This window comes from Pseudomonas sp. FP2338 (assembly GCF_030687515.1).
GTDB classification, from domain to species: Bacteria; Pseudomonadota; Gammaproteobacteria; order Pseudomonadales; family Pseudomonadaceae; genus Aquipseudomonas; species Aquipseudomonas salomonii.
In genome coordinates, this window is the sequence record NZ_CP117436.1 from 1,424,157 (window position 1) to 1,436,746 (window position 12,590).

A 12,590-nucleotide genomic window follows, 5' to 3' on the forward strand; every position below is an offset into this window, starting at 1 on the left:
CCTGGAGACGACCGTGAAGGAAATCACTCAACTGGCCGCTGAACTGGGTCGCCGTTTGCAGGTACTCAATGCCCACGTCACCACTGCCGAGTCGTGCACCGGTGGCGGTATCGCCGAAGCCATCACGCGTATTCCGGGCAGTTCGGCGTGGTTCGAGGCCGGGTATGTCACTTACTCCAATCGGCAGAAGACCCGGCAGCTGGGCGTACCGGAGGCGTTGTTCGCCAAGGTCGGCGCGGTCAGCCAGGAAGTCGTGGAAGCGATGGTGCGCGGTGCGCAGGAAAAAAGCCTGTCGCGTTTTGCCGTGGCGGTCAGCGGTGTGGCGGGGCCGGACGGCGGTTCACCGGACAAACCGGTGGGCACCGTATGGCTGGCGTTTGGCGTGGGCGATGAGGTGACGGCCGAGCTGGCGCACTTCCCCGGTAACCGCGACGAGGTCCGCCGACAAACGGTAAAGGCCGCACTGGAGGGCTTGTTGCGACGAGCTGCAGCAGAAATCGAAAATCAGGGGTAGGCGATCCCGGATCTTTGTGGAACAATACTGTCTACTTATACAGGTGTTGGCCGTCAGGCCTTATTGATTACGTGAGGACTTTAATGGACGACAACAAGAAGAAAGCCTTGGCTGCGGCCCTGGGTCAGATCGAACGTCAATTCGGCAAGGGTGCCGTAATGCGTATGGGCGATCACGACCGTCAGGCGATCCCGGCTATTTCCACTGGCTCTCTGGGTCTGGACATCGCACTCGGCATTGGCGGCCTGCCAAAAGGCCGTATCGTTGAAATCTACGGCCCTGAATCTTCCGGTAAAACCACCCTGACCCTGTCGGTGATTGCCCAGGCGCAAAAAATGGGCGCCACCTGTGCGTTCGTCGACGCCGAGCACGCCCTGGACCCTGAATACGCCGGCAAGCTGGGCGTCAACGTTGACGACCTGCTGGTTTCCCAGCCGGACACCGGTGAGCAAGCCCTGGAAATCACCGACATGCTGGTGCGCTCCAACGCCATCGACGTGATCGTGGTCGACTCCGTGGCTGCCCTGGTACCGAAAGCTGAAATTGAAGGCGAAATGGGCGACATGCACGTGGGCCTGCAAGCCCGTCTGATGTCCCAGGCGCTGCGTAAAATCACCGGTAACATCAAGAACGCCAACTGCCTGGTGATCTTCATCAACCAGATCCGCATGAAGATCGGCGTGATGTTCGGCAGCCCGGAAACCACCACCGGTGGTAACGCGCTGAAGTTCTACGCTTCGGTCCGTCTGGACATCCGCCGTACCGGCGCGGTGAAGGAAGGTGACGAGGTGGTGGGTAGCGAAACCCGCGTTAAAGTCGTGAAGAACAAGGTGGCTCCGCCATTCCGTCAGGCTGAGTTCCAGATCCTCTACGGTAAGGGTATCTACCTGAACGGCGAGATGATCGACCTGGGCGTACTGCACGGTTTCGTCGAGAAGTCCGGTGCCTGGTATGCCTACAACGGCAGCAAGATCGGTCAGGGCAAGGCCAACTCGGCCAAGTTCCTGGCGGACAACCCGGATATCGCCGCCACGCTTGAGAAGCAGATTCGCGACAAGCTGCTGACCCCAGCACCAGACGTGAAAGCTGCTGCCAACCGCGAGCCGGTTGAAGAAGTTGAAGAAGTCGACACTGACATCTGAAGCAAGCGATGACTGTGGTACTGGATACACTCGTCGCCGTTCGGCGTACCGCGATGGACCTGCTCGCTCGCCGCGAGCATGGTCGAGTCGAGCTGACGCGTAAACTGCGTCAGCGCGGTGCAGAGCCCGAGATGATCGAAACAGCCCTGGACCGTTTGACGGAAGAGGGGCTGCTTTCCGAAGCCCGTTACCTTGAAAGCTTTGTCTCCTACCGTGCGCGCTCCGGCTACGGCCCAGCGCGAATTCGTGAAGAGCTGAGCCAGCGTGGCCTTCAACGTGCCGATATCGACCTTGCCCTGCGTGAGTGCGGTATCAGTTGGCAGTCGCAGTTGGAAGAAACCTGGCGGCGCAAGTTTGCCGGCCATCTGCCGATTGATGCCCGTGAACGTGCAAAGCAGGGCCGCTTCCTGAGTTATCGTGGGTTTTCGATGGACATGATCAGCCGGCTACTCAGCGGTCGAGACATGGACGATTGAGTCTTCAGGCTGATGAAACATCCAAATGTGGGAGCTGGCTTGCCTGCGATAGCAGTGGGGCGGCAACCTATAAGCTAGCTGGTAAACCGCAATCGCAGGCAAGCCAACTCCCACATTGGATTGGGTTGGTTGTCGGGGTGCCAAATCCCGATAAAACAAAAGGCCCACTACGACAGTAGTGGGCCTTTTTTTTTGCCTAAAAAATCACGCCGGCTCCGGCGCCACGCGTTGCTGTGTCTTCCCCTGAGCCTGGGCCCAGTTCTCCGGCAAATTGATGTAGTCCACCAATTCCCGCAGGCGGCCCTGATCACGGCCATTGAAGTTGAACACCAGGCGGGTCAAATGGCTGAACCTGGGCTCATCGTGTTCCTCGCCTGTGTAAGCAAGCTGCTGAAACTCACCACTCAGGCGCAGGCTGGCGAACTCTGTCTGCAAATGGGCCAAGGCCCGCTCACTGAGCCGGTGGTTCATGCGCACCACAAACTCACGCTTCAACCAACGCGTAGAGTGGAAGTTGGCATAGAACTGGTTGATCTCCGCCACCGCTTCTTCAGCGCTGTAGACCAGGCGAACCAGCTTGAGGTCGGTGGGCAGGATATAGCGATTGGCCTCCAGCTGGTTGCGGATGAAGTCCAGCGCGCCTTGCCAGAAACCGCCACCGGGGGCATCCAGCAGCACCACCGGCACCAGCGGGCTCTTGCCGGTCTGGATCAGGGTCAGGACTTCCAGCGCTTCGTCCAGGGTGCCGAAACCGCCTGGGCACAGCACCAACGCATCGGCTTCCTTGACGAAGAACAGTTTGCGAGTAAAGAAAAAGTGGAAAGACAGCAGGTTGTCGGTGCCATCAATGGTCGGGTTGGCGTGCTGTTCAAATGGCAGGGTGATGTTGAAACCCAGGCTGTGCTCCAGGCCAGCCCCTTCGTGGGCGGCAGCCATGATGCCGCCGCCGCCGCCGGTGATCACCATTAGGTCCGATTGTGCCAGCAGTGCGCCGACTTCCCGGGCCAGGGCGTACAACGGGCTTTCGAGCGGCGTGCGTGCCGAGCCGAACACGGTCACCTTACGGCGGCCCTTGAACTGTTCCAGTACGCGGAAGGCATTCTCCAACTCGCGGATCGCCTGCAAGGTGATTTTGGCGTTCCAGCGGTTGCGGTCGTCCTGCGCCATGCGCAGCACGGTGAGGATCATATCGCGATAAAGGGGGATGTTCGGGCTGTTGGGAGCGACCAACTGGAGTTGTGCGTCGACCTGCTGGGTGAGGTCAGCGCCGTTTGTTTCAAAATGACGGAGCAGGCGGTCATTCGGTTCGTAAGGCATTCAACTTCTCCTTCTTCACAGAACCTGGGCCATCGGCGAGAGATTCGTCCGCGGCCACGACACTGCATGTGTCGCTGCACGCCCCAGGCGTTGCACGGTGTTCGCCAGGCGGCAAAACGGGCTCTGTATGTTCCTTGTGATTTGGAAACCTTTGCACTGCAAGTCGCAGGAGGGCAACCCTCTTTTGCCCTGAGAATGTTACAGAACGGCGTGAAAAACGCAGTAGATGGGCTGCCGGGATGGCTTGATCATGAGCCGAAAAACCCATGGCTGGCAACCGCTTATTGGTCACTCATCACGCAGTTTAGTCGTTGCCGGGCAATTGCAGCGGGGGAGGTGTGCGCCACTGGACAGTCGCGCACAGAGATCGAGCCGCGGTTTACTTTTTCTTCTTGGCAGCCGCCGGTGCCGGGCAATCGGCTTCCACAAACTTGACCGATGCTACCGGGCGGTTGGTCTTGTTCTCGGTGATTTCATAGCGCATCACGGCGCCCTTGGCCATCAGCTCGCGATAGCCTTTGTTCAGGCATACGCTTTGACCCAGCTGGAAATACACAGCCTTGGGGTTGGCGCGCATCTGTTCGGCGCGGTCAGGTAGCACACTGAGATGATCAATCAGTTGCATGCCTTCAACGGTGTAGGCCACTTCCAGGGTCTTTGCATCGATTTCCCGGGGCAGGTCTTTGTTGCTCTCGGCCGCGACGCTTTGCAGCTTCCTGTTCATTTGGGCCTCCAGCAACGACGCCGCGTGGGCGCCCATGGGCAGGACCAGCGCAAGGGCGACGGATGGGGCAACAAGGCGCAGCATGGAACGCAGCATGAAACTCTCCTGATTCGGTTACTGGTGCATAGACCAGCCACTGCGCTGTGCGTTCAGTGGCACGCAATTATAGGGGACCGCTTGCCACTACAGCCAGGCGTATCGCTGGTAAACTGCGGCCACTTAGTCTTGTTCGAGTTTTTTCTGTGTCGATTGACCTCTGCTCGCAGTGCGCCCGATGAGCCACGCCGTCTCCCGCTTGCGTACCCAGCGCCTGGCGCGCGCCGTCCGGCCGTTTCTCAACCGGGGTTCGCGTGCCGAACGTTGCCCCGGTTGCCGGGTGATTCCCGAGTACTGCCTGTGCGCCTGGCGCCCAACAGTGCAGGCCCGCTCGGCCATGTGCCTGTTGATGCATGACGTGGAACCGATGAAGCCCAGCAACACCGGCTGGCTGATCGCCGATGTGATCGACGACACCACCGCGTTCGCCTGGTCGCGCACAGAAGTGGCCCCTGAGTTGCTGACCCTGTTGGCCGACCCGCAATGGCAACCGTATATCGTGTTTCCGGGCGAATTCGTGGCGCCTGAGCGAGTGTGCAGTGAGGTGAGGGTGCAAGACGGCAAGCGCCCGCTGTTCATTCTGCTGGATGGCACTTGGAGCGAGGCGCGCAAGATGTTCCGCAAAAGCCCATACCTGGAACACTTACCGGTGTTGAGCCTGGCGCCTGAACAGTTGTCACGCTACAAGCTGCGCCGGTCCAAGCGCGATGATCATTTCTGTACCGCCGAAGTGGCGGCGCTGTGCCTGGAACTGGCCGGCGACGCAGCAGCCAGTGAAGTGCTGGACGCCTACCTCGATGTGTTCAGCACGCATTACCTGGCCGCTAAATTCCTATTACCGGTGGACCCTGCGGACAGCGTGCACGCGCGGCTTGCGCCTTATATCCCCGCGGTATAACCAGACGACGTTTGCATGATGGCACCGTAAACCCGCAACCGGCTAAAATGCCCATGGGCGTAGTGCTTGACCCCCCAGGCTACGCTGGGCATGCTGGGCGCCGATTGGGGCGTAACCGTGACTTTTCAGTGTCGTTTCAGGTGTTTTTGATGCTGAGTGTGCCCTGTGGCGATGGCTGCCTGGCCGTCGCCTTGTGTACTGGCGAACCCTGAACCCATCAGGGCTCCCATAAAAAACAGGATCATTTAATCAATGGCCACATACGAAATCCTGATAGCCGATGACCATCCGCTGTTTCGCAGTGCGCTGCATCAGGCCGTTACCTTGGGCCTTGGCCCTGACGTGAACCTGGTCGAAGTGGCCAGCATTGCCGAACTGGAAGCCCGCCTCAACGAAAAATCCGACTGGGACCTGGTGCTGCTCGACCTGAACATGCCGGGTGCCTACGGCTTCTCGGGGCTGGTGCTGTTGCGCGGGCAGTACCCGCAGATCCCGGTAGTCATGGTTTCGGCCCAGGAAGACGCCGATGTGGTGGTGCGCTCCAAGGAGTTTGGCGCCAGTGGCTTCATTCCCAAGTCGAGCGCCATGGAAGATATCCAGAACGCCGTGCGCAAGGTGCTGGACGGCGATGTGTCGTGGCCGCCGCAAGCGTTTGAAGAAATCAACGTGTCCGACGAAGCCAAAGCGGCCCGTGATGGCCTCGCCAGCCTGACGCCTCAGCAATTTCGGGTGTTGACCATGGTCTGCGAAGGCTTGTTGAACAAGCAGATTGCCTATGAGCTGAGTGTGTCGGAAGCGACCATCAAGGCCCACGTGACGGCGATCTTCCGCAAGCTCGGCGTGCGCACACGCACTCAGGCGGCGCTGCTCTTGCAACAACTTGAGTCAATTTCGCAGCATTAAGCTGTGCCCGATTCACGCTTTTTTGACTTTGCGTGATCTAGTTTCCCCACTTCTTTGGTTCAGTTGCCTACATCTATGTCGCCTTTCAAGGGTCAAACCGGTATCAAACGTATCTTCAACGCAGGGGGCTATTCCCTGGATGGCCTGCGCGCAGCTTTCACCGGCGAGGCGGCATTCCGTCAGTTGGTATTGCTGAACGTGATCCTGATTCCGCTGAGCTTCTTCCTGCACGTCAGTCGGGTCGAGCGCGCCTTGCTCATCGCGGTCTGCTTGCTGGCCTTGATCGTTGAGTTGCTCAACTCGGCAGTGGAAGCGGCTATCGACCGGATTTCCCTCGACCGCCACCCGCTGTCGAAAAACGCCAAGGACATGGGCAGCGCCGCGCAATTCGTAGCGCTGACCATGATTACCCTGGTGTGGGCCGTGATCCTGATCTAAGCCTCAGGCAATGTTTGGCAGCACGATCTCGTCGCTGCGCTGAACCCCGGCGGTGAACGCGCGGCACAGTTCCAGAAACTCGCGCATCGCCGAGGTCTGGTACTTCTGTTTATGCCAGATGAAGTAAAACTGCCGGGCCAGGTCCAGGTCCGGGGTTTCCACCGGCACCAAACTGCCACGCCGGAACGCATCGCGTAGCGCCAGCCGGGAAATACAGCCAATCCCCAACCCTGACTCCACTGCACGCTTGATCGCCTCGGTGTGTTCCAGCTCCAGGCGGATATTCAGCGCGCTGCGGTGATGGCGCATGGCCTGGTCAAAGGTCAGGCGCGTGCCCGAGCCCTGTTCGCGCAGGATCCATGCTTCATGGGTCAGCTCTTCCATGGTCGCCACACCGCGCTTGGCCAAGTGATGCTGCGGCGCACAGAACACCACCAACTCATCCTCGACCCAGGTTTGTACCTCGATGTCCGGGTGGCTGCAGTCACCTTCGATTAGACCCAGGTCAATTTCGTAATGCGCCACTTGGTGCACGATATTGGCAGTATTCTGCACATGCAGCTTCACCTGGCTCTCGGGGTGCTGCTGCATGAAACTGCCGATCAGCAGGGTCGCCAGGTAATTGCCGATGGTCAGGGTGGCGCCGACCGCCAGGGAGCCAAAGCCGGACTTGCCGTTGAGCAGGTCTTCAATCTCCTTGGCCTGGTCCAGCAGGGCCACGGCCTGGGGCAATAGCTGATGGCCAAGGGCGTTGAGGCTCAGGCGTTTGCCCGCGCGGTCGAATAATTGGCAGCTGGATTGACGCTCCAGCTCGGTGATCGAGGTGCTGGCGGCGGATTGAGATAAGGCCAGAAGGCCAGCAGCGCGTGAGACGCTTTCCTGCTGGGCGACGGCGACGAAGACTTGCAGTTGACGTAGAGTAAATCGCATATCTATATAACCGATAACCCTTATCTTAATAATCCAGTTAACAGATATTGTCGCCGCCATTAGAATGCTGTGCAATTGCGCATCTCACCTTTGGCGCAGACCCATTTCCAGGAGTTCCCCGTACATGAGCAACATGAACCACGAACGTGTCCTCAGTGTTCATCACTGGAACGACACGCTGTTCAGCTTCAAGTGCACCCGCGATCCGGGCCTGCGCTTCGAGAACGGTCAGTTCGTGATGATCGGCCTGCAACAGCCCAACGGCCGCCCACTCATGCGCGCTTACTCCATTGCCAGCCCGAACTGGGAAGAGCATCTGGAGTTCTTCAGCATCAAGGTGCCCGATGGCCCGCTGACTTCCCAATTGCAGCACTTGAAGGAAGGCGACGAGATCATCATCAGCAAAAAACCGACAGGCACCCTGGTGCTTGACGATTTGAAGCCGGGCAAACATCTGTACCTGCTCAGCACCGGCACCGGCCTGGCGCCGTTCATGAGCGTGATCCAGGACCCGGAAACCTACGAGCGCTTCGAAAAAGTGATCCTGTGCCACGGCGTGCGTTACGTCAACGAAGTCGCTTACCGCGAATTCATCACCGAGCACCTGCCGCAGAACGAATTCTTCGGCGAGGCGCTGCGTGACAAGTTGATCTACTACCCGACCGTGACCCGCGAGCCATTCGAAAACGAAGGCCGCCTGACCGACCTGATGCGCAGCGGCAAGCTGTTCAGCGACATCGGCCTGCCGCCGATCAACCCCGAGGACGACCGCGCCATGCTGTGCGGCAGCCCGAGCATGTTGGACGAGACCAGCGAAGTGCTGAACAGCTTCGGCCTGAAAGTTTCGCCACGTATGCGTGAGCCGGGTGATTACTTGATCGAGCGCGCGTTTGTCGAGAAGTAAACACTGCTCAAAAAAATGTGGGAGCCGGCTTGTGTGGGAGCTGGCTCCCACAGTTGTTTTCGGCGTTTACTTGGCCGGTACCACTTCCAGCACACAGATGACACCCGCCTCTGGATAGTGCCAGCGCACATCCACATCCCAGAACTGCGCGCCGTATTCGCGCTCAGGCCCTGGCGTCTGATACGCCGGCCGTGGGTCCTGGGCCAAACACTGCTCGATCAACGCCACCAGCGGCTCATCAAGGCGCTGTGCATGGCCTTGCGCCTGCAACAGGGCGGCCTTCAGCCACTGCACGGGAATCAACTGCGGCGCACTGCTGGCAATATCATTGGTGGCAGTGTCAATGATGTCCGCGTACGGCACGTAGGGCTTGATATCCAACACCGGCGTGCCATCGAGCAAATCGATCCCGGACACCCACAAGCGGCCTGGCTCGACCTTATCCAGCTTCACCACCGACTGGCCAATGCCATTGGGCCGGTGTGTCGCACGGGTGGCAAACACGCCCATTGAGGCGTTGCCGCCCAGGCGCGGCGGCCGCACCTTGAGGCGCGGCTTGTCTTCCAGGGCCTGGTGGAACAAAAACAGCAGCCACACGTGGCTGACCTGCTCCAGACCCTGCACCGCCTCACCCTGGTCGAACGGCGCCACCAGCTCCAGCACGCCACGGGCGGCCGGCGCCAACTGCGGCTGGCGCGGGATGGCGAACTTCTCCTTGAAGCAGGAGCGCACGAAACCGACAGGCGAGACCGAGTAGTTCATGGCTTACGCACGAACCCGCAGGGTCAGGCCCTTGAGGAAGTTGCGCAGCAACTGGTCGCCACAGGTGCGGTAGTTGGTGTGGCCGAACTTGCGGAACAGCGCGCTCAGCTCAGGCTTGGACACCGGGAACTCAGCCGCCTTGAGGATGGCGTGCATGTCGTCTTCCTTGAGTTCGAAGGCCACGCGCAGCTTCTTGAGGATGATGTTGTTGGTCACCGGAGTTTCGATCGGCTGCGGCGGACGGCTGTCGTCCTTGCCACGCTTGAAGATCACCAGGCCATCAAGGAAGTGCGCCATGACGTCGTCCGGGCAGAACACAAAACCTTCTTCCTCGTCTTTCTTGAGGTAGGTCAGCAGGTCTTCCTTGGTGACGTCCATGCCGCCGAGCTTGATGATCTCGACCATCTTGTTGTCGCTGATGTCGAGCATGTAGCGCACGCTGCGCAATACGTCGTTGTGAATCATGGTGGGCAATCCTGGTATTCAACTGAGGGCACCGCGCTAAGTTGCCGGTGCCGGGAAAAGGGGAGCGGCTTAGAACTTTTCTTTGCCGGACAGGTAACGCCATTGGCCGACCGGCACTTTGCCGATGGACACGCCGCCAATGCGGATGCGACGGATGGCGATGACTTTCAGGCCGACCGCTTCGCAAAACAGGGCGATTACGCCCGGCTGCGGGTTTTTCAGCGCAAAGCGCAGACGGTTTTCGTTCTGCCAGCTGGCTTTGACGGCCGGCAGCTCTTTGCCTTTGTAGGTCAGGCCGTGGTTCAGGCGGTTGAGGCCGTGGGCAACCATGTCGCCCTCGACCTCCACCACGTATTCCTGCTCGATCTTGGCGGCATCGGCGGTCAACTTGCGCAGAATCTTCCAGTCCTGGGTAAACACCAGCAGGCCGCTGGCCTTGGCCTGCAGGTCGGCGCTGGCGGTCAGGCGCAGGAAGTGGCCCTTGAGCGGGCGCTTGCTGAAACGGTGCTCTTCGGACAGCGTCTCGGCGCTGATCGAGGCCATCGCCGTTTCCACATCCACGCCCACCGGGGCGTGCAACAGGATGGTCACGGGTTCCGGCACAGTGGCTTTAGCCTCTGGGTCCAGCTCGACCTTCTGGGTGGTGACCTTGAATTGCGGTTCGTCGATCACTTCACCGTCCACCGAGACCCAGCCGCCTTCGATAAACAGCTCAGCCTCCCGACGGGAGCAACCGACCAGTTCGATAAGGCGTTTGGAGAGGCGTATGGGGTCAGTCATGACAAGGGCCGTAGCAAAATGGGGCGGCTATTGTACCTGTGTGGGCGCGGTTAATCCCGGACCCATTTCAGCACGGTGGCTTTTTGTGGGCGCTGGCTTGTGTGGGAGCCGGGCTTGCCCGCGATGCAGACACCTCGGTCGTGCATTTGGAATCGAGGTGATGCCATCGCAGGCAAGCCAGCTCCCACACAAGCCCGCTCCCACATTGGCGCTGTGTTGTGTCAGCCACTGCGCCGTTGCTGTTGGCGCAAGCGCATATGCAGCAGCGGGTACGGCTGGCCAAGGCCATCATGCTCGGCACGTCCGACCACCTCGAAACCCTGCTTGAAGTAAAACCCCAGGGCCTGCGGGTTTTGCTCATTAACGTCCAGCGCATCGGCATTCAGGTGCTCGATCGCATAACCCAGCAATTGCCGACCCAAGCCCTGGCCACGGTATTGCGGGTCGATAAACAGCATCTCGACCTTGCCCGCTGCCACCCCGGCAAACCCGGTGATGCGCTGGCGCGCGTCCTTGGTGCAGATCAGCATCACCGCGTCCAGGTAGCGCGTCAGCACCAGCTCTTTGAGCAGCACGATGTAGCTGTCCGGCAGGAAGTCATGGGTCGCTCGCGCGGAGTCTTCCCAGATTTGCGCCAATTGCGCGTAGTCGCTGGTTTTAGGTGTGTGGATAACCGAATGCTGACGCATGCCCGCTGCCCCTTGCCGATGATCGGCGCTGATGGGCAAACGATAGACCTAAAAAAGCCCCGCATCTTGTTCAGAGGCGGGGCTTTTAAGGTTTTTTTGATCAGTCGCGCTTTTCAGCCCACAAGTCGTACTCGTCGGCATCCGTCACGGTGCACCAGACTTTGTCGCCCGGCTTCAAACCGCTGGCATCGTCGATAAACACGTTACCGTCGATTTCCGGCGCGTCGAAGAAGCAACGGCCCACTGCGCCTTGCTCGTCGACTTCATCAATCAGCACTTCGATTTCCTTGCCGATGCGCAGTTGCAGGCGCGCTGAGCTGATGGCCTGTTGGTGCGCCATGAAACGCTCCCAACGCTCCTGCTTGACGTCGTCCGGCACGATGGCCGCATCCAGCAGGTTGGCTGGAGCGCCTTCCACCGGCGAGTACTGGAAGCAACCGACGCGATCCAGTTGCGCTTCGGTCAGCCAGTCCAGCAGGTACTGGAAGTCTTCTTCGGTTTCGCCAGGGAAGCCGACGATAAAGGTCGAACGGATGATCAGCTCCGGGCAGATCTCGCGCCAGTTCTTGATGCGCGCCAGGGTCTTGTCTTCAAAGGCCGGGCGTTTCATGGCCTTGAGGACTTTCGGGCTGGCGTGCTGGAACGGGATGTCCAGGTACGGCAGGATCTTGCCGGCGGCCATCAACGGGATCAGCTCGTCGACGTGCGGGTACGGGTAAACGTAGTGCAGGCGCACCCACACGCCCAGGCTGCTCAAGGCTTCACACAGTTCGGTCATGCGGGTTTTCACCGGCGCGCCGTTCCAGAAACCGGTGCGGTATTTCACGTCGACGCCATAGGCGCTGGTGTCCTGGGAGATCACCAACAGCTCTTTAACGCCGGATTTGACCAGGCGCTGGGCCTCGTCAAGTACATCGCCCACCGGGCGGCTGACCAGCTTGCCGCGCATCGACGGGATGATGCAGAAGCTGCAGCTGTGGTTGCAGCCTTCGGAAATCTTCAGATACGCGTAGTGACGCGGCGTCAGCTTGATGCCTTGCGGCGGCACCAGGTCGATCAGCGGGTTGTGGTCCTGACGCGGCGGTACCACCTGGTGCACGGCATTGACCACCTGCTCGTACTGCTGCGGGCCGGTCACGGCCAGCACGCTTGGGTGCACGTTGCGGATATTGCCTTCTTCCACGCCCATGCAGCCGGTGACGATGACCTTGCCGTTTTCCTTGATGGCTTCGCCAATCACTTCCAGGGATTCAGCCTTGGCCGAGTCGATGAAGCCGCAGGTGTTGACCACCACCACGTCGGCGTCCTGGTAGGTGGACACAACGTCATAGCCTTCCATACGCAGTTGCGTAAGGATGCGCTCGGAGTCGACCAGAGCCTTCGGGCAACCCAGGGATACAAAGCCGACCTTGGGGTTGGCTTTTGCGATGGTGGTGGACATGTCTAACCTCGGTATTGAATGACGCCGCCAGTCGGGCACGACACGGCGGTAGACGGGCGCTTGGTGCGCCTCTGATCAAAAAGTGCGCAATTCTATCGGCGGGCAGCGCGC

15 protein-coding genes are annotated in these 12,590 nt (G+C 59.8%); 7 read left to right on the plus strand and 8 right to left on the minus strand.

What is annotated here, in order from left to right; translation table 11 throughout:
- Positions 1 to 13 precede the first annotated feature (13 nt).
- From PSH96_RS06375 to recX, 3 genes are all read left to right on the plus strand, one after another.
- Entirely contained in the window at positions 14 to 514 is a 501-nt protein-coding gene (locus PSH96_RS06375; protein ID WP_236370656.1) for a CinA family protein, read from the plus strand.
- A gap of 83 nt (positions 515 to 597) precedes the next feature.
- Positions 598 to 1,656, plus strand: a complete 1,059-nt coding sequence (recA, locus tag PSH96_RS06380; RefSeq protein ID WP_017137075.1) for a recombinase RecA — start codon at positions 598 to 600, stop codon at positions 1,654 to 1,656.
- A gap of 8 nt (positions 1,657 to 1,664) precedes the next feature.
- Positions 1,665 to 2,132, plus strand: a complete 468-nt coding sequence (gene recX / locus PSH96_RS06385; RefSeq protein WP_003189043.1) for a recombination regulator RecX — start codon at positions 1,665 to 1,667, stop codon at positions 2,130 to 2,132.
- A gap of 204 nt (positions 2,133 to 2,336) precedes the next feature.
- On the opposite strand, the gene PSH96_RS06390 is transcribed toward recX, so the two are convergent.
- A complete protein-coding gene (locus PSH96_RS06390; protein WP_305458272.1) occupies positions 2,337 to 3,449 on the minus strand; it encodes a TIGR00730 family Rossman fold protein in 1,113 nt (370 codons plus the stop codon).
- Positions 3,450 to 3,828: 379 nt separating this feature from the next.
- Positions 3,829 to 4,269: a PA3611 family quorum-sensing-regulated virulence factor gene (locus PSH96_RS06395; protein ID WP_017137078.1), complete on the minus strand. Its 441-nt coding sequence runs from the start codon at positions 4,267 to 4,269 to the stop codon at positions 3,829 to 3,831.
- A gap of 178 nt (positions 4,270 to 4,447) precedes the next feature.
- On the opposite strand from PSH96_RS06395, the gene PSH96_RS06400 reads away from it, so the two are divergent.
- From PSH96_RS06400 to PSH96_RS06410, 3 genes are all read left to right on the plus strand, one after another.
- Positions 4,448 to 5,167: a tRNA-uridine aminocarboxypropyltransferase gene (locus tag PSH96_RS06400; RefSeq protein WP_305458274.1), complete on the plus strand. Its 720-nt coding sequence runs from the start codon at positions 4,448 to 4,450 to the stop codon at positions 5,165 to 5,167.
- A gap of 252 nt (positions 5,168 to 5,419) precedes the next feature.
- Positions 5,420 to 6,070 carry a response regulator transcription factor ErdR gene (gene erdR / locus PSH96_RS06405; protein ID WP_056857592.1) on the plus strand — a complete coding sequence of 217 codons (651 nt, stop codon included), beginning with the start codon at positions 5,420 to 5,422 and terminating at the stop codon, positions 6,068 to 6,070.
- Positions 6,071 to 6,145: 75 nt separating this feature from the next.
- The gene (locus PSH96_RS06410) at positions 6,146 to 6,508 is read left to right on the plus strand and encodes a diacylglycerol kinase (RefSeq protein ID WP_017137081.1); all 363 of its coding nucleotides are present in this window, start codon (positions 6,146 to 6,148) and stop codon (positions 6,506 to 6,508) included.
- 3 nt (positions 6,509 to 6,511) lie between these two features.
- Here the strand turns inward: PSH96_RS06410 and PSH96_RS06415 are convergent, their stop codons facing one another.
- Positions 6,512 to 7,438, minus strand: coding sequence for a LysR family transcriptional regulator (locus PSH96_RS06415; RefSeq protein ID WP_026013711.1), 927 nt, complete (start codon positions 7,436 to 7,438; stop codon positions 6,512 to 6,514).
- A 124-nt stretch (positions 7,439 to 7,562) separates the two neighbouring features.
- Between PSH96_RS06415 and fpr the strand changes: the two genes are divergently transcribed.
- Positions 7,563 to 8,342 carry a ferredoxin-NADP reductase gene (gene fpr, locus PSH96_RS06420; RefSeq protein ID WP_003189055.1) on the plus strand — a complete coding sequence of 260 codons (780 nt, stop codon included), beginning with the start codon at positions 7,563 to 7,565 and terminating at the stop codon, positions 8,340 to 8,342.
- 66 nt (positions 8,343 to 8,408) lie between these two features.
- Here fpr and tsaA read toward each other — a convergent pair whose 3' ends face one another.
- The 5 genes from tsaA to rimO form a co-directional block, all read right to left on the minus strand.
- Positions 8,409 to 9,104 (minus strand): tRNA (N6-threonylcarbamoyladenosine(37)-N6)-methyltransferase TrmO, encoded by a 696-nt coding sequence (gene tsaA / locus PSH96_RS06425; RefSeq protein ID WP_305458277.1) that lies wholly within the window; start codon positions 9,102 to 9,104, stop codon positions 8,409 to 8,411.
- A gap of 3 nt (positions 9,105 to 9,107) precedes the next feature.
- Positions 9,108 to 9,569: a DUF1456 family protein gene (locus PSH96_RS06430; protein ID WP_056857589.1), complete on the minus strand. Its 462-nt coding sequence runs from the start codon at positions 9,567 to 9,569 to the stop codon at positions 9,108 to 9,110.
- Positions 9,570 to 9,638: 69 nt separating this feature from the next.
- Positions 9,639 to 10,349 carry an rRNA pseudouridine synthase gene (locus PSH96_RS06435; protein ID WP_058421638.1) on the minus strand — a complete coding sequence of 237 codons (711 nt, stop codon included), beginning with the start codon at positions 10,347 to 10,349 and terminating at the stop codon, positions 9,639 to 9,641.
- 221 nt (positions 10,350 to 10,570) lie between these two features.
- Positions 10,571 to 11,038 carry a GNAT family N-acetyltransferase gene (locus PSH96_RS06440; RefSeq protein WP_305458281.1) on the minus strand — a complete coding sequence of 156 codons (468 nt, stop codon included), beginning with the start codon at positions 11,036 to 11,038 and terminating at the stop codon, positions 10,571 to 10,573.
- 100 nt (positions 11,039 to 11,138) lie between these two features.
- The gene (gene rimO / locus PSH96_RS06445) at positions 11,139 to 12,479 is read right to left on the minus strand and encodes a 30S ribosomal protein S12 methylthiotransferase RimO (RefSeq protein ID WP_058421640.1); all 1,341 of its coding nucleotides are present in this window, start codon (positions 12,477 to 12,479) and stop codon (positions 11,139 to 11,141) included.
- Positions 12,480 to 12,590 lie beyond the last annotated feature (111 nt).